General features: G+C 62.5%; 20 protein-coding genes. 4 read left to right on the forward strand and 16 right to left on the reverse strand.

What is annotated here, in order from left to right:
- Positions 1–10 precede the first annotated feature (10 nt).
- The 3 genes from mdcA to V6765_RS02945 all read right to left on the reverse strand — a co-directional run bounded on the left by mdcA (position 11) and on the right by V6765_RS02945 (position 3,582).
- Positions 11–1,657 carry a malonate decarboxylase subunit alpha gene (gene mdcA / locus V6765_RS02935; RefSeq protein ID WP_448426323.1) on the reverse strand — a complete coding sequence of 549 codons (1,647 nt, stop codon included), beginning with the start codon at positions 1,655–1,657 and terminating at the stop codon, positions 11–13.
- Between the two features lie 154 nt (positions 1,658–1,811).
- Positions 1,812–2,600, reverse strand: coding sequence for an alpha/beta hydrolase (locus tag V6765_RS02940; RefSeq protein ID WP_448426621.1), 789 nt, complete (start codon positions 2,598–2,600; stop codon positions 1,812–1,814).
- A 250-nt stretch (positions 2,601–2,850) separates the two neighbouring features.
- Entirely contained in the window at positions 2,851–3,582 is a 732-nt protein-coding gene (locus tag V6765_RS02945) for a helix-turn-helix domain-containing protein (RefSeq protein ID WP_448426325.1), read from the reverse strand.
- Between the two features lie 566 nt (positions 3,583–4,148).
- Between V6765_RS02945 and V6765_RS02950 the strand changes: the two genes are divergently transcribed.
- From V6765_RS02950 to V6765_RS02960, 3 genes are read left to right on the forward strand one after another with little or no spacing between them, the layout of a single operon-like run.
- Positions 4,149–5,369 (forward strand): HlyD family secretion protein, encoded by a 1,221-nt coding sequence (locus V6765_RS02950; RefSeq protein WP_448426326.1) that lies wholly within the window; start codon positions 4,149–4,151, stop codon positions 5,367–5,369.
- Between the two features lie 11 nt (positions 5,370–5,380).
- Positions 5,381–6,931 (forward strand): DHA2 family efflux MFS transporter permease subunit, encoded by a 1,551-nt coding sequence (locus tag V6765_RS02955; protein WP_448426328.1) that lies wholly within the window; start codon positions 5,381–5,383, stop codon positions 6,929–6,931.
- Positions 6,932–6,955: 24 nt separating this feature from the next.
- Positions 6,956–7,564 (forward strand): short chain dehydrogenase, encoded by a 609-nt coding sequence (locus V6765_RS02960; RefSeq protein WP_448426329.1) that lies wholly within the window; start codon positions 6,956–6,958, stop codon positions 7,562–7,564.
- Between the two features lie 77 nt (positions 7,565–7,641).
- On the opposite strand, the gene V6765_RS02965 is transcribed toward V6765_RS02960, so the two are convergent.
- The 8 genes from V6765_RS02965 to V6765_RS03000 all read right to left on the reverse strand — a co-directional run bounded on the left by V6765_RS02965 (position 7,642) and on the right by V6765_RS03000 (position 17,724).
- A complete protein-coding gene (locus V6765_RS02965; protein ID WP_448426331.1) occupies positions 7,642–10,494 on the reverse strand; it encodes an ATP-binding protein in 2,853 nt (950 codons plus the stop codon).
- A gap of 107 nt (positions 10,495–10,601) precedes the next feature.
- Complete coding sequence (locus V6765_RS02970; RefSeq protein ID WP_448426333.1) at positions 10,602–11,576, reverse strand: helix-turn-helix domain-containing protein; 975 nt, start codon at positions 11,574–11,576, stop codon at positions 10,602–10,604.
- A 35-nt stretch (positions 11,577–11,611) separates the two neighbouring features.
- Complete coding sequence (locus V6765_RS02975) at positions 11,612–12,112, reverse strand: organic hydroperoxide resistance protein (RefSeq protein ID WP_448426335.1); 501 nt, start codon at positions 12,110–12,112, stop codon at positions 11,612–11,614.
- Positions 12,113–12,662: 550 nt separating this feature from the next.
- Entirely contained in the window at positions 12,663–13,040 is a 378-nt protein-coding gene (locus tag V6765_RS02980; protein WP_448426337.1) for a response regulator transcription factor, read from the reverse strand.
- A gap of 62 nt (positions 13,041–13,102) precedes the next feature.
- On the reverse strand, positions 13,103–13,759 hold the full coding sequence (locus V6765_RS02985; RefSeq protein ID WP_448426339.1) for a response regulator transcription factor: 657 nt from the start codon (positions 13,757–13,759) through the stop codon (positions 13,103–13,105).
- Positions 13,756–15,198 carry a sensor histidine kinase gene (locus V6765_RS02990; protein WP_448426341.1) on the reverse strand — a complete coding sequence of 481 codons (1,443 nt, stop codon included), beginning with the start codon at positions 15,196–15,198 and terminating at the stop codon, positions 13,756–13,758. Before V6765_RS02990 ends, V6765_RS02985 begins: the two co-directional genes overlap by 4 nt.
- A gap of 162 nt (positions 15,199–15,360) precedes the next feature.
- Positions 15,361–16,317 carry a helix-turn-helix transcriptional regulator gene (locus tag V6765_RS02995; RefSeq protein WP_448426342.1) on the reverse strand — a complete coding sequence of 319 codons (957 nt, stop codon included), beginning with the start codon at positions 16,315–16,317 and terminating at the stop codon, positions 15,361–15,363.
- A gap of 687 nt (positions 16,318–17,004) precedes the next feature.
- Positions 17,005–17,724, reverse strand: a complete 720-nt coding sequence (locus V6765_RS03000) for a GntR family transcriptional regulator (RefSeq protein WP_448426344.1) — start codon at positions 17,722–17,724, stop codon at positions 17,005–17,007.
- Between the two features lie 137 nt (positions 17,725–17,861).
- Between V6765_RS03000 and V6765_RS03005 the strand changes: the two genes are divergently transcribed.
- Entirely contained in the window at positions 17,862–18,023 is a 162-nt protein-coding gene (locus V6765_RS03005; protein WP_448426346.1) for a hypothetical protein, read from the forward strand.
- A gap of 32 nt (positions 18,024–18,055) precedes the next feature.
- Here the strand turns inward: V6765_RS03005 and V6765_RS03010 are convergent, their stop codons facing one another.
- From V6765_RS03010 to V6765_RS03030, 5 genes are all read right to left on the reverse strand, one after another.
- Positions 18,056–18,781: an IS6 family transposase gene (locus tag V6765_RS03010; RefSeq protein WP_448426348.1), complete on the reverse strand. Its 726-nt coding sequence runs from the start codon at positions 18,779–18,781 to the stop codon at positions 18,056–18,058.
- 174 nt (positions 18,782–18,955) lie between these two features.
- Entirely contained in the window at positions 18,956–20,287 is a 1,332-nt protein-coding gene (locus V6765_RS03015; protein ID WP_448426350.1) for an NAD(P)/FAD-dependent oxidoreductase, read from the reverse strand.
- 45 nt (positions 20,288–20,332) lie between these two features.
- Positions 20,333–21,739, reverse strand: coding sequence for a M20/M25/M40 family metallo-hydrolase (locus V6765_RS03020; RefSeq protein WP_448426352.1), 1,407 nt, complete (start codon positions 21,737–21,739; stop codon positions 20,333–20,335).
- A 43-nt stretch (positions 21,740–21,782) separates the two neighbouring features.
- Complete coding sequence (locus V6765_RS03025; protein WP_448426354.1) at positions 21,783–22,961, reverse strand: trans-sulfuration enzyme family protein; 1,179 nt, start codon at positions 22,959–22,961, stop codon at positions 21,783–21,785.
- Between the two features lie 133 nt (positions 22,962–23,094).
- The gene (locus tag V6765_RS03030; protein WP_448426356.1) at positions 23,095–23,871 is read right to left on the reverse strand and encodes an amino acid ABC transporter ATP-binding protein; all 777 of its coding nucleotides are present in this window, start codon (positions 23,869–23,871) and stop codon (positions 23,095–23,097) included.

Raw genomic sequence — 23,871 nt, forward strand, 5'->3', positions numbered from 1 at the left:
CTGTTCCTTCTCACCAGTTCCGGAATTTCGAAGGCGGCACGTAGAGGCCGCCCGACCAGCGGACGAGATCCTGGATCGAGTGCGCCGCAAGCAGGCTGCGGCTGGCGTCGAGCGGATCGATGCCGAGGTCCTCCGGACGGCGAATCACGCCGCGCTGGCGCAACGCTTCCACGGTCTTTCTGTCTCTGGCGCGTCCGATATCGGTGAAGCCCGCGACGCCGCGGATTGCCTGCTCGCGCTCGTCGAGATTGCGGCAGGCAAGAAGGTTGGCGATTCCTTCCTCGGTGACGATATGGGTGACGTCGTCGCCGTAGATCATCACCGGCGCGAGATCGAGCTCCAGCCGTTTCGCGAGCGTGACCGCATCGAGCTGTTCCACGAACAGCGGCACGTTTTTCTCCCCGAAGGTCTCGCCGATCTGCACCACCAGCTTGCGGCCGCGCCGCAACAGCCGATCGCCCTCGGGGTGGGCCTCCTGCCCGGCGCGAAGCCAGGGCGGGCTCGGATGGCGGCGTCCGCGCGGGTCCGATCCCATGTTGGGCGCGCCGCCAAAGCCGGCAACGCGCGCGGTGGTGACCGTCGAGGAGTTGCCCTTGAGGTCGATCTGCAGCGTCGAACCGATGAACATGTCGCAGGCGTAGAGCCCGGCCGTCTGGCTGAAGGCGCGGTTGGAGCGCAGCGATCCGTCCGGCCCGGTGAAGAAGACGTCGGAGCGGGCCGACACATAGTCTTCCATTCCGACCTCGGACCCGAAGCAATGGACCTGCTCGACCCAGCCGGACTCGATCGCCGGGATCAGCGAGGGATGCGGATTGAGAGCAAAGCGGCTGGCGATCCTGCCCTTGAGGCCGAGCCTCTCGCCATAGGTTGGCAGCAGGAGTTCGATCGCGGCGGTGCTGAAGCCGATGCCGTGATTCAGGCGGCGGACGCCATAGGGCGCATAGATCCCCTTGATGGCCATCATCGCCGTCAAGATCTGCGTTTCGGTAATGCTGGCCGGATCGCGGGTGAAAAGCGGCTCAACGAAGAACGGCTTTCCCGTCTCCACTATGAAATGCACCCGGTCGCCGGGAATATCGACCCGCGGCACATGGTCGACGATCGTCTCCACCTGGGCCACGACCACGCCGTCCTTAAAGGCGGTTGCCTCGACGACAGTCGGCGTGTCCTCGGTGTTGGGGCCGGTGTAGAGATTGCCATCCCGGTCGGCGCTGACGGCCGCGATGAGGGCGACATTCGGGGTGAGATCGATGAAATAACGCGCGAAAAGTTCCAGATAGGTGTGGACCGCGCCGAGCTCGATCTTGCCGCCGAACAACATCGCGGCGATGCGCGCCGATTGCGGGCCGGAATAGGCATAATCGAGCCTGCGCGCGATGCCGCGCTCGAAGACATCGAGGTGTTCCGGCAGCACGATGCCCGACTGGACCATGTGGAGATCGTGGATCTTCGCGGGGTCGGCGGAAAGAAGCGCCTTGCTCAGAAGGTCGGCCTGCTTCTGGTTGTCGCCTTCAAGGCAGACGCAGTCGCCCGGGCGGATCACCGCCTCGAGCAGGCTGGTCGCCGCGCCGGCCTCGACGACCTTGCCGGCGGCGACCGTCGCGCCGGCGGCAAGGCGGGCATCGCGCAACTGACGGTTCTGCTGCCAGTCTTTCATTTCGTTCTCCTGTGCCGGTGACCGGCGAGCCTCAAAAAAATGGCGGGGACGGAGAGGGGAACCGTCCCCGCCAGTCAGGACACGGAGGGGAGCGTGCCCTGTCTCTGCAGCCATCGGGGGGGGCGGACGCTGCAGGAACAGCGGAGATTGCAGATCAGCGAGCCGCTGCCTTTTCGAGAACTTCATCGGCTGCTTTCGTGATGACCCTGGCAACTTCCTCCGGATGGGATTCGAAAACGACATGGCTCGAACCCGGCACCTCGATGAAGGTGGCGCCAGCCCGTTCGTAGTAGAAGCGCTCCAGCTCGGGACTGATGATCTGGTCGTTGCCGGCGATGACGCCCCAGGTGGGCTTGGTTTTCCAGGCCGCGGCGGTCAGGGGAGTTGCGAACACGCTTGCGGCGGCAAAGACCTGCGAGCGCGCGCCGAATTCGGCATCCTCGCGCGGCAGGTCGGGCGCGAACAACTTCAGGTAGTATTCTTCCTTGAGATAGGTGAAACCGTCCGCCGTCTTTTCGATCGCGCCGGGCGTCTTGCCGAGAACGCTCGGGTATTTTTCGCCGAGTTCGTGCTCGTCCTCGCCGACGTCAGGGGCGTGGGCGGCCACATAGACCAGGCCGACGACATTCGGATGAACACCGGCTTCGGTGATGACGGAGCCGCCATAGGAGTGGGCGACCAGCAGCGTCGGCCCGTCCTGTAGATCGAGCACCCGCTTGGTCGCGGTCACGTCGTCGGCAAAGGAGGTCTCGGGCTCCTGCACCATCGAGACATTGAAACCCTCCTCGTTCAGGATGTCGTAGACCGCGCGCCACCCGGAGGCATCGACCCAGGCACCGTGAACCAGGACGATATTCTTGACGGGTTCTGCGCGCGCCTCTGCCGAGGCACCGGTGAGTGCCATTGCGGTGACAATGGCCAGGGTAATCTTGGATGTCATCATCATCTCTCAGCTCCTTCGTTGAACTGAGCGCAGGCTAGCGCAGGCCGGTTCCGCGCTATTTCCGATTTGAACGCTGTTTTCGGCAATGCACGAACAACGTGCTTCGGTCTTTCACTCATGCCGTCCCTTTGCGAGGCCAAAGGCGTCGAGACCGGTCGGAAAAAAGGGCTTAAGCTGGCGGCGGGCAGCAAAAACGCGCGGGATTTGTCCGCGCGTTTTCTGTTCAGGCATTTGAAACGGCAACGAATGGCTAGAACGGCTTCGCCCCGACGGATTTGAGCACTCGGGGCGCATGGTCCTGCATGGCCCGCCAGCGGGCGGGCGTGGTGCCGACGAAGCGCTTGAACACCGTGGTGAAGTGGGCCTGAGTCTGAAAACCGACATTGAGCGCGATTTCGACGAGGCGGTTGCCGGGGTCGCAAAGCATGGTCTTGGCGCGTTCGACGCGGCAGCGCAGCAGGTAATCATGGGGGCGAAGGCCGGTAGCGGCGCGAAACTGGGCGGCGAAGTGCATTCGGCTGAGGCCGGCGGCATCGGCGAGGTCGGAAAGCGTGATCAACTCGTCGATATGGTCTTCGATATACGCGGCGACGCGCCTTATGCGCCATTTCGGCAGCGGCGCGATCGCAGCCTTTTCCTCAATCGGCCGGCTGTCGATACGGGTCGCAAGCCAGCGGGCGATCAGCGCCAGGCGGATCGTATCGGAACGAACGCCGTGATGGGCGTCATCCTCCCCGGCCGTCTCGAGCTGGCGAAACAGGAACCCCATGACGGGATCGGTCGGATCGGCATCGAAGCCGGGCGGAAGCGATCCCGTCCCGGCGGTCTGGTCGTCGGACCCGATCGAAAGCGAAAGCACGACCTCCATATGGGGAAGGCCGATCGTCACGACGGTTTCGCTCGTTGCATCTTCAAACGCTGCGGAGGGATTATCGCCATGGGAATAGGATTTCCGCTCCGGGACAATCAATCCTGTCTGCATGTCCAGTCCTCCATCAACGGTACAGCCTGAAAGGACTGACATTCGGCATTCAGTCCGTTGACGAACGTTAAGAACAACGGCGGCATCGCTCCATCATACAGTCGTGTGCGGGTCCGCCCGCCATATCCGGCCACGCCATACCTTCGTATGCTGGAGGGGTGTACGCGGCGCCCGGGCGCGGGAAACCGGGCGCCGAACGGACGCCACCCGCTACCAAAGGCATGGCGCGCCGCCGCAAGACGGCGACGTGATGGGCACGCGCAGCAACCAAGGTATGGCGGCGCCATACCAAGGCTCCAGGCGGCAGAACCAACGTAGAATGGGGCAGAACCGGCCCGGAGATTACCATGCGGACTTGCAACCATCTCCAGGCGTGTCCTTCGGAGATGCTGCAAGGGGGTTGCGAGGGTTAGTTCCGGTTTTCATCGTTCCGGCGCGCGCATTCCAGGCGCTGGCAAGCGGGAACATCCGATCCTCTCTCCGCTGACGGAATTTCTGTTCGATCCGCTGTCATCGCGTCCCGAAAGCCAGATGGGCGCCGGGCCCGATTTCCAGGAGGCGCCGCCATGTCCGAAACCGAAGAGAGACCGACAACCGGGGTTGCGATGCCGCGGGACGGCGGGCCGGCCCGCGACCGGGTTCCGGATCAGCGCCCCGAGCGGGACGATCCTGCCCCAAAAGCGCATGACGAAACCCCGACATCTGCAGCGCTCGCGGCGGCGGAAACGAAAGGTTCGTCTCGTCGCCGTTCGCTCCTGCGTGTCGCCCTCATGGTCCTCGGCGTGGTCGCCGCGGCCGCGGGGTCTCTGGGATTCTGGCTGAGCGGCGGCCGCTATGCCGGGACCGACGACGCCAATATCCAGTCGGCAAAGGTGATCGTGACGACCGATGTGTCCGGCCTGGTCGCGTCCGTTAACGTGCGCGAGGGCCAGCAGGTTGATAAGGGCGAGGTTCTTTTCACGCTCGATCTGCGTCCGTTCGAGATCGCGCTTGACAGTGCAAAAGCTCTGCGGGCCAATGCGGAGCTCACCGTCCGCTCGATGAAGGACGACTATCAGGTCTCGCTCAACAACGTTGCGGCGCAGGAAGCGCAGATCGAACTCGACCGGATTGTCTATAACCGCGTGTCGACGCTCGCAAAGGAGAATGCCCGCTCGCAGGCCGACAGTGACCAGGCCCGCTACACGCTCGAGATCGACAGGCACAGACTTCAGTCGCTGAAGGCCGAGGCAGAGGCGCAGCTCTCCGCGCTTGGCGGAGACCCCGACATTGCTGTGTCCGGCCACCCGCTCTACAGGCAGGCCATGGCGCAGGTGGACGAGGCGCAGCGGCAACTCGACCGTGCCTCGGTTCGCGCCCCCTTCGCCGGGACAGTGACCGAAGTGGATGAATTGCAGCCGGGCGCCTATCTCGTCGCCCAGACGGCGGCGCTCACCGGGGCCGGAGCGCTGGCGCTGGTTGCCAACGACCATATCTGGGTCAGCGCCGAGATGAAGGAAACCGACCTTACATATGTGAAGGCCGGAGACCCGGTTACGGTGACGGTCGATACCTATCCCGGGCGTGTCTGGAACGGCGTTGTCGACAGCGTCAGTCCTGCAAGTGGTTCGGAATTCTCGATCCTGCCGGCGGAAAACGCGAGCGGCAATTTCGTCAAGGTCGTCCAGCGCATTCCGGTTCGGATCGTGCTTGAGACGCCGCCTGACACGCCCGACCTGCGTGCCGGGATGAGTGCGGTGGTGAAGATCGATACCGGGCACAAACGCGCACTGCGGGATATTTGGTGAGGGTGAGGGCCATGGGAAAATCGCGCCGAACCGGTTCCTTGTCGCCTGCTGGCCGAACGGTCATTCTTGTCTGCGTCATGATGGCGACGCTGATGCAGACGCTCGATACCACCATCGTCAACGTCGCCTTGCCCTATATCCAGGGTTCGCTCGCCGCCTCGCCGGACCAGATCACCTGGATCCTGACCTCCTACATCGTGGTGGCGGCGATCATGACGCCGCCGGTCGGGTGGCTTTCGGCACGCTTCGGCCGGAGGCTGGTTTTTCTGATCTCGATCATCGGCTTTACGGTTTCGTCGATGCTTTGCGGCGCAGCGACATCGCTGACGGAGATCGTACTGTTCCGCGCGGTCCAGGGCGTGTTCGGCGCCTCCATCGTGCCGCTTTCCCAGGCAACGGTTATCGACATCTATCCGCCGCAACAACGCGGCCAGGCGCTTTCTCTCTGGGTCATGGGGGTCGTGGTCGGCCCTGTGCTCGGGCCGACGCTCGGCGGCTATCTCACCGATCTCTACAACTGGCGCTGGGTCTTCTACATCAACCTGCCTTTCGGCATCCTGGCCTTCCTCGGCCTGCGCTTTTTCCTGCAGGACACCGAGCGCGACACCGGGCGACGGTTCGACTGGACGGGACTGGCGGTTCTCGGCATGGCACTCGCCACGCTGCAGCTCATGCTCGACCGCGGCCAGATGAAGGACTGGTTCGGCTCGACCGAAATCATCGTCTATGCCGTTCTCTGCGCGCTCGGTTTCTATCTGTTCCTCGTGCATTTCCTGCTGGCGCGCGCGCCGCTGATCCCGCCGCAGCTCTTCCGGGACGTGAACTTTTCCTCCGGCCTCCTGATGATCTTCGTCGTCGGCATGCTGATCCTCGCAACCTCGGCGCTGCTTGCGCCCTACCTTCAGGTCCTGGCCGGCCGTTCCGTCATCGATACCGGCCTGCTGCTGGCGCCGCGCGGGGCCGGCACGATGGCCGGCGTGCTGCTGGCGGGGCGGCTTTCGAACCGTGTCGACCCGCGCATCCAGATGTTTGTCGGCATCGTGCTGATCGCCCTCACGCTCTTTCAGATGACCGGCTGGACGCCCGATATTGACGCTCGGACCTTCACGCTGAATTCGATCATCCAGGGCTTCGGGCTCGGCATCGTATTCACGCCGCTGCAGGTGGTTTCCTTTGCAACCCTTCCGCCCCGGCTCAGGACCGATGGCACCGCCCTGTTCAGCCTTGCACGCAATATCGGCCTCGCGATCGGCGTTTCGCTGACCTCGGTCGTGCTGATCCAGGAAACGCAGGTGCTGCATGCTGAGATCGGCGCGAACCTCACGCCGTTCAACCGCAATCTCCAGCAGGGCGGGGCCTACCTGTTCTGGAACCCGACGACCCCATCCGGCCTTGCCGCGCTCAATGGCGAGGTGACCCGGCAAGCCAGTATCATCGCCTATGTGGACGATTTCAAACTCCTCTTCATCGTCAGCCTGCTGATGCTGCCGCTTCTGGCGCTGATGCGGGGCGGTCCGGGGAAAGGGGCGGCCAACGGGCCCGAGCAAATCACCGCGGACTAGGTCCGCCATTCAAGGAGAAGCAGAATGAAAGCTATCATTATCGGGACAGGAACCATTGGCGTTGCCGTGAAGGCGGCCCTTCAGGACCACGGGCACGCGGTCGTGACGGTCGGACGCCGGTCGGGCGATTTCAACGCCGATATTCGCGATAGCGAAAGCCTCAAGCGGTTGTTTGAAGCGATCGGGCCCTTCGATGCCGTTGCCAGCGCCGCCGGCGACGTCTTTCCCGGCCCGCTCACGGAAACGACCGACGAACAGTGGGAAAACTCCATCCAGTCAAAAGGCATGGGGCAGATCAATCTGGTGCGCGCGGCCCTGCCTTTCATAGCCGACCGGGGTGCCTTCGCGCTGGTTTCGGGAGTTTTGACGGATGAATTCACGGCGACGCCGACGATCGGCGCGACGGTCAATCATATGGTTGAGGGCTTCGTCAGGGCCTCGGCGGTGGAATTACCGCGCGGCATCCGGATCAACTGCATCAGCCCCACGGTCCTGACGGAATCGGTCGCCTATCATCCCTTCTTCCCGGGTTTCACGCCGGTCCCTGCGGCGGAGGTCGCGCTTGCCTATGTGCGGGCACTCTCCAATCCCTTCACCGGGCGGGTGCTGAAGCTTTACAAGACGGATTGCTGACGGTCGTCGCGTTGCACGTGCCGCCAGAGGCCCCGCCGTCTGGCGGTATGTGCGTTTGCCCTGTCGCGGGTCCCCTGTCAGGGTTTCATGAAGGCCATCATGGTGGCTGCCTCGGCGAGGTCGGAGGAGCCGCTTCGTTCCGGGAAGGCATCGAGGATGGGTATCAAAACCCCGAGGGACTCGCTTTCACGGCCGAGATCCAGCAGCAGGCGCGCAAGCGGTATCGCCGCTTTCAATTGCCATCCCAGCGCCGACTGGGCGCCGGCATGCATGATCGATTGCCGCAGGGACGCCTCCGCCGCCGCAAGATCGGCCCTGGGGGCCATGCGAATGACGTTGCCCTGCGTCCGCAGCAGATCGGGCAGCCAGAACTTCTGGTCCATTTTCTGAGCGGAGACAATCGCGGCGTCGATCACCGAGCGCGCCTCATCATGCGCTCCGCATTGCGCCAGGCCTTCTGCCAGCGCACTGGAGGCGCCGGGGATCAGCATGTGAAACTGTTCGCGCGTGAGCATCCGGAGCGCCTGCCGAAGCGTTTCCACGCCAGCCGTCGGATTCTCCATGGCCAGAAGCCACCATCCTTTCAGAGAGAGGGCGGCGGCGAGATGGCTGCCGAAGGAATGCCTCTGCGTGTGGGCGATCAGCCGCTCTATATGGTCGCCCGCCTCGACAAGGCTGCCGTTCCAGAGCAGCACCGGAATGCCATGGGCCCCGGCCATGGAATAGTCGCCCGGCAGAGACGATTGTGCCGCCCCCTCCATGGCTTCCAGAACAAGACGACAGGCACGCGTGGGGAAACCGAGGAGCCAGTTCAGGCGTGCCCGGCCGACCTCAGCGCGCAGGCGATGGTCGTAGCCGAAGAGGTTCAGGTCGAGGTGGCCGATGCCGACCTCGAGTTCAAAGCCCCGTTCGTAGTGGATGATCGCCGCCGCGTGATCGCCCGCCAGCTGGTGTGCTGCGGAGAGAAGCCATTCGGCGATCACGCGCTCGCGAGCGGCCCCGTCGCGTTCGGCCACGATGGCGCATCGCTTCGCCGCAGCGAGCGCGCCCTCGAAGTCGCCGAGGCGGGTCAGGAACAGGTTCAGTCCGGCCAGAAGGCGAAGCTGCGCCAGGCTGCCGCCGTTCTCTTCCGAGAGGTTCAAACCCTTTTCTATGGCATCGCGGACCTCCTGGGTATTGCCGAGCGTATGCATCGTCGAAACTGCAAGCGCTTCAAGCAGGCGGACCTCGCGTTGCGGCGAGCGGGTTTTCCCCGTGTCCGTGTTCAGGGCCAGGCGGGACCAGGACCGGCATTCGGAGAGAAGCCAGAGGCCGAGGAAAAGAGGCGCGGAATCGGCGACCAGATCGACGCCTGTCGCGTGGTGGTCTTCATGGGAAAAGCACCAGTCCAGCGCTTTCCGCACATTGCCGATATGGGGCGCATGGCGACCGATTTCCGCATAGGCGCCATGCTCGAGGGAAATCCCCTCAAGCAGTTTGGCAAAATAGCAGGCGTGCCGCCGGTCGATCTCATCGGCGTCGCCATATTCGGTGAGTTTGGCCCTTGCATAGGCCCGCGTCGTATCGGGCAGGCGGTAGAAAACGATTTCGCCCTGGGGTTGAACCCAGACGAGCGATTTGTCGACGAGATCCGCAATCGTTCCGGCAACTGTTTCTTCGTGTTCCCCCTCGACATCGGCGACAGAGACAGCAGCCTCGATCGTGAACAGGCCGACAAACGCCGACAGCCGGCACAGCACCCGTTGTTCGTAATCGCTGAGCAGCCTGAAACTCCAGTCGAGCATCGCCTCAAGCGTCCGGTGGCGCGGAACCACGTTGCGCAAGCCGGCCAGACGCAATTCGGCGTTAGACGCCAGAAGGTTGGCAATACCGCGTATCCCGTAGGTCCCGGCGCGGCTGGCTGCCAGTTCGATCGCAAGCGCTATGCCATCCGTCCGGCGGCAGATATCCGAGACAATAGGTGCATCGCTGTCGGTCAGGACCTGAGGCAGGCCGCTGGCCATGGCCCGGTCCATGAAGAGCTGGACAGCAGGGCTTGTCATGGCATCGGCCGCTGTCGGATTGTCATCCACAGGGCTGGCCAGGGTGCTGAGGAGGTGGACGGTCTCGCCCTGGACGCGCAAGGATTCCCGCGAGGTCACCAGAAGATGGAGGTTCGGCGCTCGCCGGAACATCTGTCCCGCCAGCAAGGAGGCCGCCTCCAGCAGATGCTCGCAGCTGTCGAGGATGATCAGCATGCGCTGATCGGCAATGAAGGCGAGCAGTTCATCGATCGGATTGTTGCCCGAGAGCGTGCAGCCGACGGCAGAGATCACCGCGTCTGGAACCAGTGCCGGGTCGGTGATCGCGCCCAGATCGACGAAGACCACGTTTTCCACGCCGAATTCCGGCTTCAGCCTTTCGGCGACGGCCGCTGCCACGGTCGTCTTGCCGATGCCGCCGGTCCCCACGATGCTGATGAAGCGGCGTTCCACCAGAAGCTCACTCAGGCTAAGTATGACACGGTCTCGCCCGACGATTGAGCGGCGCAGCAAGGGAGCATGTGCGGCGGGGAGGGGCAGGGCCGACGGCGGCACCTCGGGCACGACAGCGGCGACGAAACTATAGCCTCTGCCGGCGATGTTGACGATATAGCGGGCTCCGTTGCGGTTGTCCTCAAGCGCGCGGCGAAGTCCCGAGATATGGACGCGCACCGCCGCTTCATCGACAGCCTTTCCCTGCCAGACGATGTCGATCAGTTCATGGCGGCTCACGACATCACCCGCACGCTCGACGAGGACGATCAAGATATCCAGGGCGCGCGAGCCAATCCGGACATTCTCGTCGTCCTTTGACAGGAGACGACGTTTGGTATCCAGTCGAAACCCTCCGAACGATACCGTGAAGTCGCCCTTGCCCTCATTGAGCGTGGCGCGCGACGGAGTGGACATGACCCATGTGGTTCCAGTTTCTTTGTTTGCCTCGGGGTCTTCAGCTTGCGGTAAACAACGAACCTGTCTTTCAAGATCATGACGCAGATTGCGATAATCTGCTGCTTTTACATGCGGTCGGGCGTGCGGCAGTCAACGGGCCTGAGATTGATCGGCCCGGTCGCGCCTGCCTGGCGCCATCGCCCCGGGCTGATGCCGGTCTTCCGCTTGAAGGTGTTCTGGAAATGGCTCTGGCTTGAAAATCCGCACACAAGGGCGATTTCTGCAATCGAATGCTGAGAGGTTTCGAGCAGGATCTGCGCCCGTTCCAGGCGGCGCCCGATCTGCCACTGATGCGGCGCAAGTCCGGTGGAGCGTTTGAAGGCTCTGCTGAAATGCGCCGTCGAAAGGCCGCACGCCTCGGCAAGGGCTGACATGGAGACGTCAAGATGCGCATCCATGAGCTCCTTGGCGCGGCGCTCCTGCCACGGCGCGAGAGTATGAAAGCGGCGTCCGCTTTTCACACGACCGTATTGTCCGAGCAGGTGCGCGCAGACGGCATCAAGCAGCGCATCGAGCAGGAGGCTTTTTGCGTGATGCCCATGGACCATTGCGCGAGATACTGCGATTGCGAGCTGAAGCATCACCGGATCTTCCTGCCCTGCGGTTGGGGTCAACACGAGCTCCTTGTAGTTTCGGACGTTATTCTGGTCCGCATAGGCCTTCAGCGTCGAGGCCGGCAGATAGAACTGAATGTTGCGCCAGGGATCGTGGATGAAGACCTGAGGCTCGGTTCTGAGGTCGGCGATGTATGTCATGCCCTCCTGGACCACCTCATCGGCGACGAAATGGCCATTCAGCCAGAGTTCCCGGCGAAACCGCGCGAGATGAACGGCAACCTGATAGGCATCGTCATATCCAAGAGACGGGGTGCGTTCCGGGAGGGGCGCGTCTGACCTTATCTCGGATGCCGCGATGAGGCCGCGCATTTGCGCGCGTCGAACATGGGTGGGCGGCTCGGGCAGGCCAAAGCACCAGGCCAGATGCGCGCCGTAGGCGCGTCCATCGGTCGATTGGCTTTCGGAAAACGCAGTTCTACCCATTTTTGATGCCCGGATCGTCCTCTGTCGGGATACCTTCACCGGTTGCGATCGCTGTCCTGCACTACGGAAACTGTCTTCATGACGTCGATATTACCGCGAATGGCATTGGAATAGGGACAGACCGTGTCTGTAATCCGCACCAGCTCTTCCGCCGTATCGAGGTCGACGCCGGAAAGCGTAATGAACAACGCCACAAAAAGGCTGATGACATCGAGCTCATTCTTGCCAAGTCCGATTTCCGCGAACACGGCAACATCCTTTTCGGCAAAGCGGTGTCCCGCCTGCAATGCCACATCCATCAGAGCGTTTTCAAAGCAGGCGGCATAGCTTGCGCCAAACAACTGCTCGGGATTGGTCGCTCCACCTCTGCCACCCAGTTCTTGCGGCGTGGCGATTGCGAGATCAAGAAGGCCGTCATCGCTGCGGACACGGCCTCTCCGACCTGCGGTCGCGCTAACCCTGGTCACGTAGAGCAGTTTCACCTTGTTGGTTCCTTTGTGAGCGATTGGCGTTTTTCTCCGGCCGGTCAACAGCAAGCCCGGACAGCGGCCTTGCCAGGCAGGGGCGAGTCTCGCACCAGTCGGCCGCGCAGGCGAGTAAAGAAACGAAAAGAACTGAAAGCCTGCCCCGGCAAGCACTTTCGGGTTCGTCTTTCCCAGACCGCAGACCTGCAGCGATCGGTCGGCTTGGGGACGTGGCCTGAAGGCAGAACACTTCTTTACAACTCATAACGCGTCTGGCGCCGGCATTGGATGCTAAAAGAAAATGTACCTTTAGTTCATGGGAGACGGCTATGAACCATCCGGCAATGTCTGATGTCCGCGGGAAAGGGCGCCATTTCGGCGGGTCCGAAATCGCCCATCTGCGCGGTGAGGCCGCAAATGCCATCTGCGCCATACTCCTGCATGCAGAGGCGGTTCAAAGACGGGCGGCCGGAGTCGTGGACGAGGCTGCTGACATGAGGAGGTCGTGCGAAGGCATTGCGTGCAATGCCAGACGTGCCTGGCAGGCCATGGAGACGTTGCTTGTGCTGTGCACGCACGTTGAAGCGGATGCCCCGGAGGCGCGACCGACAAGTGCCAGCTCTCAGGAAGCCTCAAGGCCCAGCGCCTGACTGATGCTGTTCACCAGCATCCCGCCATCGAACGGCTTTTCGAGAAAGCAGAGCACGCCGGCGAGCTTGGCACGGCGTTTCTGCTCCTCATCCGGAAAGGCCGTGATCACGATCGTCGGCAGGTCGATACCTTCGCGCAGAAGATGCGCGCGAAGGTCCAGGCCGCTCATTCCCGGCATCTGCAGGTCGGTGACGAGAAAGTCGGCCTTCGTCAGCCTGTCGGATGCGATTGCTCTCTCGGCCGTCTCATAGGCGTCGGCCTTCCAGCCTAGCGAGCGCACAAGGCTTTCGGTCGCTTTTCTGACATGTTCATCGTCGTCGACGATGGCGATAATCGGTTCTTGGTTCATGACACTCACAAAACACGGGATTTCATCGGGCTCTATATGGCGCTGACGACCGCGCGGATAAATCATACAGACGTTTGTCCGCCCTCTTCGAGGCCCAGCATTTCCGCCATGCGCACTAGGTCGGGTAGCGTCCGGGCTTTCATTTTCTGCATGGCATTGCCACGGTGGATCTTCACGGTGATTTCACTGAGGCCGAGTTCGCCGGCAACCTGTTTGTTCATCAGGCCACGGGTCACCAGGGTCATCACCTCCTTCTCCCGTGGTTTCAGCGTTTCATAGCGGGCGCGCACGTCATCAACCACGCTTTCCCGAGCGCGGCGCGTCCGATCGCTTTCAAGGGCCGCGGTGACGGCGTCGAGCAGGTCCTGGTCGCGGAACGGTTTGGTCAGGAAATCGGCGGCGCCCGCCTTCATCGCCCTCACGGACATCGCCACGTCTCCATAGCCCGTCAGGAATATGATCGGCAGATAGATGCCGGCGCTGGCGAGCTGCTGCTGGAAGTCGAGCCCGCTCACGCCCGGCAGCCGCACATCGAGGATCAGGCAGCCATGGGCGTCGACCTGCCCGGTTTCCAGCATTTCGGCGGTTGAGGAAAACAACCTGACCTTCAGTTGCACGGAGCGCAGAAGACTGCCAAGCGATTCACGCATCGCCTGGTCGTCATCGACGATGAATACGACAGGCTGGCCTGCCACTTGCCGTTCCGTTTCCTGTTTCATCCGCTCCCTCTTTCTGGGCACGGGAGGCGAAATCCGAACTCGGCGCCGCCGCCGTCGCGCAGTTTCGCCCAGATATGCCCGCCATGGGCCTCGACAATTCTACGGCATATCGACAGCCCGATCCCCATGCCCTGGGGCTTGGTGGTGAAAAATGGTGAAAACAGCTTCTGGCCTTCTTCGGGCGCAAAGCCGGGACCTCTATCGGCAACCCTGATGTCCACGCTCTCCTGGCCGTCCTGTTGATCGGGCGCGATGATGATGAGGATTTCGCGCGTGCCATCCTCGTTCGTCTCCATGGCCTGGATGGCGTTGACGACAAGGTTGATCAGCACCTGCTGCAACTGCACGCGGTCTCCCAGGACCGCGGAATTTTGCGGATCCCGGACGACATTCACGGCCACCTGTCGTGTCCGCATTTCCCGCCGCAGCAGCGGAACGACGTCGTCGACCAGATCGTTGACGATGATTGTCGAATGCGGGCTCGGAGAGCGGCGGGCAAAGGCCCTCAGGCTGTGAACGATGCTGCTCGCCCGCTTTGCCGAGGCGATGATGCGTTCGATCAGCGCGGTCGCTTCGCCGATATCCGGTTCGCTGCGCTTCAGCCACCGCAGGCTGGCATCGCCGCTCGCCGAAATCGCCGCCAGAGGCTGGTTGACCTCGTGAATGATCGAGGCCGTCAGTTCTCCGAGGGTCAGGAGCCTTTCCGCGTGGGCCAGTTCCTCCCGGGTTTTCTCGAGGGTGCGTTCGGCCTCCATCCGTTCGGTGATGTCGCTGTGCGTTTCAAGAACGGTCACCGGCTCTCCCGTCCGGTCGCGCTGCAGAGACCAGCGGCAGATGACGATGCGCAGGTCGCCATTGCGGTGGCTTCTGTGAACCTGCCCCTCCCAATGCCCTTCCGCGACAAGTTTCGTGTTGGCTTCCTCCCAGAGCTGGGCGGATTCGGTTCCAAGCAGTTCGCTCGATTGCTTGCCGATGGCCTCCTGTGCAGTGAAGCCGTAAAGCGCCGCCGCGCCGCGATTCCAGGACAGGATCACATCTTCTGGCGTTCGAGAGAAGATCGCATCATTGGTCAGGTCGAGCAATGCCGCTTGGTCGGCCAGCTTTTCCGTGTTCGCCTTGTTGGCGAGTGTCAGGACCGTCGCCACGGCGAGCGCAACGACGCTGATCACCAGCCGCGCGATCGCGCCGATCTCGTGCAGGGGGTGCTGGACCAGGAAGCCGATAACGGTCAGCAGGCAGCACAGGAGGGCGACGACGATCGTACCACGCCGGCCGAGGATATTGGCGAAGAGCAACAGCACCAGGACATAGAGAACGGCGACGGCGTATTGAAACGCCGTGAAGGCATCGACGGCGAATATAATGACCGCCAGGACAGAGGCGATTGTCGCCACCGGCCAGCGACCGGCGAGAATGCTGTTTTGCCCGCGATATACCATTCCTGCGCTTGTCCCTCATCGGCCGATCGATCAGAAATGCGTACGCGACCTACGGAGGTTTCGACGTCCACCAGTCAGCGCTGCTTGATCATAGCGCTGTTCGGATCGCTGCACAGTGATGCTTTGGATTGCCGGAGACATACCAAGGTATGCCGCAGGACATCAGTCGCGGCTTCCTCCGCCCGGCCGGGTTAAGCCGGAGCGGCGCCAGTATCCCGGGCTGACCCCGGTATTCTCCTTGAAGGCCGCGTGGAAATGGCTCTGGCTCGAATAGCCGCAGATGAGAGCGATTTCGGCAATCGTGAGCCTTGACCCTGAAAGCAGCGCCCGCGCCCGCGTCATACGGCGGGCGAGCTGCCATTGATGCGGAGCAACGCCGACGGACCGCTTGAAGGCTCGGCTGAAATGACCAACCGAAAGACCACATTGCTCGGCAAGCTCCGACATGGACACATTTAGGCGCTCATCCATGAGTTCCTTGGCGCGACGTTCTTGCCACAGGGCAAGCCCATGGGTGTGGCTGCGCTGCGCTCTCGCCCACACGCCGTAGTGCCCGAGCAGATTGGCGCTGACCGCCCCGAGGATTGCGTCAAGCAGCAGGCCGCTTGCCCTGTGGGGGTATGCGAATGCCGTCAGGGCCGCGCTGGCGAGCTGACGCATCGTCAGGTCATCATGGCCGGTGGTGGGCGATTGCGGAAACGCGACGAAGGCCGGAATGTCGTGCTCATCGGCATAAGCCTTCAGGGAGGCGATCGGCATATAGAAATTCACGGTATGGAACGGGGCCTTTATCAGGACCCGGGGTTCCTGTCTCAGATCGGCGATGTATGTCTTTCCCGCATGAAAGGCATCCTCCCACAGCGAGCCATCGCTGAGCCGGAGTTCCAGCTCAAAAAGCCTGAAGTTGACGATCACCTGATAGGCTTCGTCATAACCGAAAGACGGCGTCGGGTCCTGTGGCGGTTTCTGGGATTGCAGCTCGGTGATGGCAAGCGTTCCCCGGTTCAGCGTATGGCTTATGTGATGGAGAGGCGTTTTCAGGCCGAGATGTGCGCCTAGCGCATCGCCATAAGCGTGGCTTCTGATCGGCTGATTGCCCGTGAGTAGCGTCTTGCCCATCGGAACACCCGGAATTTGCACAAACGCGAAGCCCAAATCATGCCAGCAAACGTTCGAACGTCAAGATTTTGTCGCCAGCAGATAAGCAATATGGGCATTTTCGTCCTGCAGGGCCTTAATATAACGGACCGCCGTTGGCGGAACATTAAACTGGCAAGCCCGACGACGCGTCCATGACTTCGTTAAAAGCCTCGGCGCTGTCGAAAAAGGTCTGGATGAATGGACCAAACGCAAGGGCATGACATTGACTATCGTGGCATCTTTCTGGACGAAAAGGCGGTGGTGGGCCCTCTAACCTCGGTAGGGTTACCGCCGGACAGGATCAGCCCAAGCGATCTCTGGTGTTCGCTTGTGGTGAGAAAACGCCATAACGGAAAGGTCATGAAGGCGGCAAGGCGGGCATGAAGGCCGGCTCACCTTCTATGGCGGCTATTTCGCACTCCTCAGAAATCGAAGGTTCGGCTCCCATGACCTTTTGCCGTCTCACCGTGGTCGAGCTCATGTTCGGGAACCAAGATTTTTGCGCGTCAGAATCGCATGGCGACCGGGCCGCCGGTTCGCATTCCTTCAAAACCTCGATGCTGAGATGATGGGCGTTCGCGCAAGCTGCAGCCAAGTCGCCGCTTGGACTTGAACAAAACGCGGGGGCGCAGAATGCGCTCGCGAAAAAGGTTGTGTGGTAACCGTTTATCGTCCAAACACGCCCACCATGTCGAAAGCGACCGGCCGGCGGTGGTCGAGGATGAGGGCGTCCTGGAGTTCGGCGATATGTGCGCGCATCAGCACGACGGCATTGTCGACCTCGCCCTTGGCGCAGTGATTGATCAGTTCGTCATGGTGGTCGTGCCAGCCGGCAAGCCCGATCTGGTTGTCGAACAGATTGACGATCAAGCTGGTGCGAGCGACGAGGAGGCGAACCTGTTCGGCCAGGATCGGATTTCCCGAAAGTTCCGCCATCAGGACGTGGAAGCCGCCTGAAAGATGGATGGCCTCGCGCATGTGGCCCTGTTCGCGCAGCTTGTGTTCCTGCTCGATGTTTTCCTGCAGTCGCGCGATCGCGTGCGGATCGGCCGCCCGCGCCACCGCCTCGGTGGTACCCGCCTCGATGGCGATGCGCGCGGCGAAAACGGCACGCGCCTCGTCGGCATCGGGGGCGGCGACGAAGGCGCCGCGCTTCGGCAGGAAAATGACGAGCTTCTCCCACGTCAGTCGCTGGAGCGCCGTGGCGATGGCGCGCCTGCCGACGCCCAGCGCCTCGACAAGCGCCAGTTCGGTCAGCTTCGTCCCGGGCAGAAGCCGTTGATCGACAATGGCCGAGAAAAGGTGCTCATAGGCATCCTCGGCCGTCTCCACTCTTGGCCGGTTCCGGTCATTCATAACGCCGACGAGCTTGCCTGGTTGCTTCATTTGTGGACGTCCTCTGCATTCTCTGGTGCACGTAATTGTGCGCAATTCTGAACGCTTGATTGTTTTTATTCATGTTTGCAGTCTGGCACACCGCTTGCAAGACCATTTCTGTCAAGTCCATCAAAAAGGGGAAGCAAATGGCAGGACTGAAACTTTCACGCAGGGCCTTTGTCGGAGCCAGTCTCGCGGCGCCCTTCGTCCTGAGGGCCGGCGGCGCGGCAGCGGAGACCACGGTCAAATTCTCGTTCGCGGCGCCGTTCGATGGCTCCAATGCGGCCGGCAGCGTCGCCTTAAATTGAGAAGGTTGGTCAGAGTGTCGCGGCGGCCAACTTTATGTGGCGTTTGGCAGGGTGATTTTACGCCAGACGGCCATAGCCTCAGTGCGAAGGGTTCGGTGATCGGCGGCAGTTTGATGTTTGCGGTGGAATAGGAAGAGGTTCGAAATCGGGCCGTGGCTTGAAACGAAACGTTGACATTGCGCGGCGGACTTGAACCGCATCATGATCCGTTCTCTCCGCCTTATCGGAAGATGGGAATTCTCGGCCTGATTGTTCAGCCCCTTATGCGAACGATGCTCAACGCCGGGCATGATATCGCGTTTGGCGGCATCGTAGGACCGGAGTTTGTCGGTCACCATCACACGGGGCGTCACGCCCTGGCCTTTGAGCAACTTGCGCATCAATTTCAGCGCTGCCTTTTTGTTGCGACGGCTTTGCAAAAGGGCGTCGAGAACATATCCTTCAGCATCGACGGCACGCCAAAGCCAATATTTCCGGCCTTTGATCGTTACCACCACCTCATCGAGGTGCCATTTATCCGCAAAGCTGCCCTTTGAGCGCCGACGAAGCGAAGCCGCAAACTCGGATCCAAATTTGGCGACCCATTCCGACACCGTCTGGAACGAAACGTCGATTCCGCGCTCTGCCAGCAAATCCTCTATGTGACGTAGGCTCAACGGAAACCGGTAGTAAAGCCAGACAGCATGAGCGATGATCTCCGCGGGAAAGTGGTGACGTTTGTAACGATGTCCGGCGTAGGCAAAAGAAGATGGTTTCATGCCAAGTGCTTTATCGCCCAAAGCTTAAGGCGACGCTGCCAACTTGTCAATTTGACGCAAGCGAAATGCGAGGCCGGGCGCGCAGTCAGGAGTGCCAACCTCCGGGTTATCGATTTCACGTGGATGCCGCTCAATCTCGTCAGGCGTCAGGATATCCTCTAGCCGGAACGCAATTCAAACGCCTGTATAGGGGCGCGGCCGGCTGCCGTCGGTGAAGCGCGATAGACGGAAGGGATGCGGGTCGACGAAGGCCTGTTCTCCGGTCGCAAGTTGCGCGGCGAGTTTGCCGGCGGCGGGCCCGATGCCGAAGCCGTGGCCGGAGAATCCGGTTGCCACCAACAATCCGCCGACAGCGGGCACGTCGGAGATCACCGGGATCGTGTCGGGCATCGCATCGATCATCCCGGCCCAGGCCTGTACGACCTTGGCATTGCCGAAAGCCGGAAACCGGCTCTTGAGCTCGGCATGGGCGGCGCGAATGAAGCGCATGTCGGGCGCCGGGTCGAGGATGCGGCAGGCCTCGTAGGGCGAAGGGCGGTCATAGGGCACATGCCGGTCGCGCTGAAGCGCCTCGAAGAAATCGCGCCCGAACCGGAGCGCGATATGGCGCCACTCCATTTCCAGGAGCGGGATGTAGTCCATCATGTAGCGGAAATGGGCGGGCGTGACCGGCGCCGTGTTTGAAAGCGCATTGGCGACGGTCAGGCCGCCATCCGAGCGCCGCCGGACGCCGAGCACGCCGTCCCAGAAATTCACGTCGGGGCCGTCGCTTGTCATGGCCTGCGTGCGTGAAACGGAGGAGCGCACGGCAAGTTGCGGCAGCCGGATATCGAGGTCGGCAAGGATCCGGCGCGTCCATGCGCCGCCGGCCACGATGACGGCGTTGCAGCGGATTACGCCCTGTTCGGTCACCACGCCGGTCACCCGCCCGCCGGCGGTTTCGATGCCGCGCGCCGCGCAGTCGGTCACGATCGTCGCGCCCATGCGCCGCGCGGCCATCGCCATGCGCGGCACGGCCCATTGCGGCTCGGCGCGGCCATCGCCCGGGCAGAATAGCGCGCGGGGCGGGGGCGACGTGTCGCCGGGAAGGTGTCGGGCGATCTCGTCCGGCCCGATCATGCTTGCGGCAATGCCCGCCTCGGCCGCGGTCTTGACCCAGGTCTCGTATTTTTCGGTTAGCGCCTCGTCGCGGGCGGCGAAGAAGGTTCCGCAGGTCGCAAAGCCGACATCGGCGCCGATCCGCGCCGCCATGCCGCGCCACATCACCAGGCTTTCGCGGATCAGATGCAGTTCGCGCGGATCGCGGCGTCCTTGCCGGCACCAGCCCCAGTTCCGGCTCGACTGTTCGGCGGCGACCTGTCCCTTCTCCACAAGCGTGACCGGGTGGCCCTTCTCGGCCAGTTGCAGCGCCGCCGAGACGCCGATGATCCCGCCGCCGACCACCACGGTTTCGGCGGCATCGGGAAGGGCGGGGGGCTCGAAGAGCGGGAGTATCGCGGGACCCATGTAGACGTATCTCCGGTTTGAGCGTTCGGAACAATTCCGATGGGTTCAGATCTTTGCTGTTGCGGATTTCTGCAGCTTTTCCAATTCCTCGAGGATATGCACCCAGCTTCGCGCACCCCTCAGGACCCGTTCGACATCATAATGTTCGTCAGGTGCGTGGATCGCATCGCCGGACAGGATGAAGCCAATCACAACGCATTCGGCGCCCAGCATATCCTTGAACAACTGAACCAGCGGAATGGCGCCGCCGGTGCCGATCAGCCGCGTCGGTTGTTGCCATTCGGTTTCGAGGCCGCGTCTGGCGGCGGCAAGGTACGGGCTGTCCTCGGCAAGCGCCACCGCCGCGCTGCCGCCTTCGCCATGGAACGAGACCGAACAGCCCTTGGGAACGCGCGCTTCGACATGGCTTCGGAAATGCGCGCGGATCCGGTCGGGGTCCTGTCCGGGCACAAGGCGAAAGGAGAGCCGGGCCGTTGCCCAGGCCGGAAGAACGGATCGTTCGCCTTGCCCCTGATTGCCGCCGGTCATGCCATTGATGTCGATGGTCGGGCGGCCCCACATGGCTTCCAGCGCGGTATAGCCCTCCTCGATGATCCCGCCGGCGAGGTCGACCTCGTCGAAAAGCGCCGTCTGGCGCGACAATTCCCGCCAATCCGCGGGCAGGCCCGGCGGAATGTCTTCCACACCGTCGTAGAAGCCTTCGATCGTGATCCGCCCGGCTTCGTCATGGAGCCCGGCGAGGATGGCAGCGAGAATGCGGATCGGATTGGCCGCGACCGCCCCGAACAGACCGGAATGGAGCTCGGGATTGGGGGTTGCCACCGTCACCCGCTCGTGGACGAGGCCCTTGAGCCGGGTGGTGATCGCCGGTTCGGTCGGCGACCACATCTCGGCGTCGCATATGAAGGCCACGTCGCAGGCAAGCGCTTCGCGATGGGCGTCGATAAAGGCCGGCAGGCTTGCCGAGCCGGATTCCTCCTCGCCTTCCAGCATAATGACGATCTCGGCGGGAAAATCGCCCTTGACGGCCTTCCAGGCGCGCAAGGCCTCGATGAAGGTCCAGAGCTGGCTCTTGCTGTCGGATGCGCCGCGACCGTAGAAGCGCGTCTTTCCGTCTTCCTCGACCAGTTCGGGGGAAAACGGGGCGTGGCTCCATTGCGCGCGCTCGCCGATCGGCTGGACATCGTAATGCCCGTAAAACAGCAGCCGTCCGGCGTTGCCGCTTCCGCCGGCGCGGGCGAGCACGACGGGATGGCCGGCGGTCTCGATGATCTCGCTCTCGAACCCGATCGACGCCAGTTCCTGGAAAAGCCACGCGGCGGCGCGGCGAATGCCCGCCGCGCTTTTCGGGTCGCTGGAAATCGAGGGGATCGCGATCAGTTCGAGCAGTTTGGCAATCGTCCGACCGAGATTGTCGTCGATGTTGCGAAGTATTTTTTCGGTGTCTGTCACGTCGGTTCCCCGTCTGGCCGTTTCGGTCGTCATTGCAGCATCGTCAAGCCGCTCTCTGCGCCGTCTCGAGCACTGAAAGAAGCCTCTCGATATCCTCCCAGAGCTCTTTCTCGTCCTCAAGGCCGATGCTCAGGCGAAGGATAATGTCCGACCCGTTCCATGATGTCGCCGAGCGAAACCCCTCGACTGACATCGGCGCCGCGAGGCTGCGCGTGCCGCCCCAGGAGGCGCCGATGGCGAAGATTTCAAGCGCATCCAGGGCCGCTGCGATATGCGGCGCGGCTGCGGCGCAGAACACCACGCTGAAGACGCCGCTCGAACCAAGAAAATCGCGCTTCCAGAGGTCGTGTCCAGGGAAGCTCTCAAGGGCGGGATGCAGAACCGTCTGGACCAAGGGATGGCGCTCGAGCCTGCGCGCAAAATCGAGCGCCACGCGTTCGCTGTGGCGCAGCCTCACGCCCAGCGTTTCGAAGCCGCGCAGCACCAGCGAGGCATCGTCAGGCGAGACGCCGATGCCCATCCTGCCGATCAGGGCGCGGACGGGGTGGATCAGCGCCTCTTCCCTGACCGTGATCGAGCCCATCAGCACATCCGAGTGGCCGGAAATGAACTTGGTGAGCGCCTCGGTGACGATGTCTGCGCCATGGGCAAGCGGCTTGAAGTTGAGCGGCGTTGCCCAGGTGTTGTCGACGCCGACGAGCGCGCCGCGCGCGTGCGTGATCGCAGCGATCGCGGGGAGATCGAGCACCTCCATCGTCGTCGAGCCCGGGCTCTCGCACCAGACGATACGGGTGTTGTCGCGCATTTTGGCGGCGACATCCGTGGGCGACAGCGGATCAAAGAAATTGACCGCGATGCCGAGCCGGCTGAGGTCGGTCTCGGCCAGGTCGCGCATCGGGGGATAGGCGGTGTCGGCGATCAGGATATGATCGCCTGCCGACAGGAAGGGCAGAACCGCAAGGGCATTGGCGCCCTGGCCCGACGGGGCGAGGAACGTCCATGCGCCGCCTTCGAGTTCGCTGAGCTTTGCCTCGAGCGTGCGCGTCGTCGGCGTCCCATAGAGGCCATATGAGTAGCCCTCGTGGCCTCGTTCCAGGCGTGATGCGTAGGCCTTGGCGTCGGCAAACACGATTGTCGAGGCGCGGTGGACGCCGACGCCGAGCGGCGAAAACCCCTCCGTCGGGACGGACGGGGTCAGGACGCATTGCGTGAGATCATTCATGATAAAGGCCTTTCCCGGAACGGAGGGCTTCAACGGCCGGTTCCCGTCCAAGCGTCAGCTGGGCTGACGGAGATTACAGTCATGTGCATTTCGACAGGGGCGGCGAACCGCCCTCTGTTGCCTTGAGCGCGGGTCAGAGCACCTTGGAAAGGAACGCTGCCGTGCGTGGGTTTTGCGGGTTGGCGAGCATTGTCCGTGGAACGCCCTCCTCGACGATCTGACCCTGGTCCATGAAAACCAGATGATTGCCGACTTCACGCGCAAAGCCGATCTCGTGGGTCACGACAACCATGGTAATGCCGCTTCGCGCGAGGTCCTTGATCACGTCGAGAACCTCGCCGACCAGTTCGGGGTCGAGCGCCGAGGTTGGCTCGTCGAACAGCATGACCTCCGGTTCCATGGCAAGCGCCCGGGCGATGGCGACGCGCTGCTGCTGGCCGCCCGAAAGCTGTGCGGGGTAGCGGTTTTCAAAGCCCTCAAGCCCCACCCGGGCCAGCAGCTCGCGCGCCTTGTTGCGGGACCGCTCCCTTGGCCAGCCCTTGACGTGACGCGGGCCTTCCATGACGTTTTCAATGGCCGTCATATGCGGGAACAGATGAAACCGCTGGAACACCATTCCGGTCATGCGTCTCTGGGCGGCGACCTGCGCGGACGAAAGCGGATGGAAGCGCCCTTCGCGTTCCGTGTAGCCTTGCAATTCGCCCTTCAGTAACACCCGGCCGGCGGAAATACTCTCAAGCTGGTTGATGCATCTGAGAAGCGTCGACTTGCCGGAGCCGGATGGCCCGATCGCGACGCAGACCTCGCCCTGGCGGACCTTGATGTCCACGCCCTTGAGCGCATGCACATGGCCGTAGAATTTGTGGATGTTCTGCATCTCGACGCAGAAATCGTAGCGTCTTGGTTCCAT

Source organism: Martelella sp. FOR1707, assembly GCF_053484265.1.

What these genes read in the sequence shown, in the direction of transcription:
- V6765_RS03025 (WP_448426354.1), bottom strand. Translation starts at nt 22,961, where the DNA reads ATGAATGATCTCACGCAATGCGTCCTGACCCCGTCCGTCCCGACGGAG.
- V6765_RS02965 (WP_448426331.1), bottom strand. Translation starts at nt 10,494, where the DNA reads ATGTCCACTCCGTCGCGCGCCACGCTCAATGAGGGCAAGGGCGACTTC.
- V6765_RS03005 (WP_448426346.1), top strand. Translation starts at nt 17,862, where the DNA reads ATGGCAGGACTGAAACTTTCACGCAGGGCCTTTGTCGGAGCCAGTCTC.
- V6765_RS02940 (WP_448426621.1), bottom strand. Translation starts at nt 2,600, where the DNA reads ATGATGACATCCAAGATTACCCTGGCCATTGTCACCGCAATGGCACTC.
- V6765_RS02955 (WP_448426328.1), top strand. Translation starts at nt 5,381, where the DNA reads ATGGGAAAATCGCGCCGAACCGGTTCCTTGTCGCCTGCTGGCCGAACG.
- V6765_RS02995 (WP_448426342.1), bottom strand. Translation starts at nt 16,317, where the DNA reads ATGGGCAAGACGCTACTCACGGGCAATCAGCCGATCAGAAGCCACGCT.
- V6765_RS03030 (WP_448426356.1), bottom strand. Translation starts at nt 23,871, where the DNA reads ATGGAACCAAGACGCTACGATTTCTGCGTCGAGATGCAGAACATCCAC.
- V6765_RS02960 (WP_448426329.1), top strand. Translation starts at nt 6,956, where the DNA reads ATGAAAGCTATCATTATCGGGACAGGAACCATTGGCGTTGCCGTGAAG.
- mdcA (WP_448426323.1), bottom strand. Translation starts at nt 1,657, where the DNA reads ATGAAAGACTGGCAGCAGAACCGTCAGTTGCGCGATGCCCGCCTTGCC.
- V6765_RS02985 (WP_448426339.1), bottom strand. Translation starts at nt 13,759, where the DNA reads ATGAAACAGGAAACGGAACGGCAAGTGGCAGGCCAGCCTGTCGTATTC.
- V6765_RS02970 (WP_448426333.1), bottom strand. Translation starts at nt 11,576, where the DNA reads ATGGGTAGAACTGCGTTTTCCGAAAGCCAATCGACCGATGGACGCGCC.
- V6765_RS03010 (WP_448426348.1), bottom strand. Translation starts at nt 18,781, where the DNA reads ATGAAACCATCTTCTTTTGCCTACGCCGGACATCGTTACAAACGTCAC.
- V6765_RS02990 (WP_448426341.1), bottom strand. Translation starts at nt 15,198, where the DNA reads ATGGTATATCGCGGGCAAAACAGCATTCTCGCCGGTCGCTGGCCGGTG.
- V6765_RS02950 (WP_448426326.1), top strand. Translation starts at nt 4,149, where the DNA reads ATGTCCGAAACCGAAGAGAGACCGACAACCGGGGTTGCGATGCCGCGG.
- V6765_RS02980 (WP_448426337.1), bottom strand. Translation starts at nt 13,040, where the DNA reads ATGAACCAAGAACCGATTATCGCCATCGTCGACGACGATGAACATGTC.
- V6765_RS03015 (WP_448426350.1), bottom strand. Translation starts at nt 20,287, where the DNA reads ATGGGTCCCGCGATACTCCCGCTCTTCGAGCCCCCCGCCCTTCCCGAT.
- V6765_RS02945 (WP_448426325.1), bottom strand. Translation starts at nt 3,582, where the DNA reads ATGCAGACAGGATTGATTGTCCCGGAGCGGAAATCCTATTCCCATGGC.
- V6765_RS03000 (WP_448426344.1), bottom strand. Translation starts at nt 17,724, where the DNA reads ATGAAGCAACCAGGCAAGCTCGTCGGCGTTATGAATGACCGGAACCGG.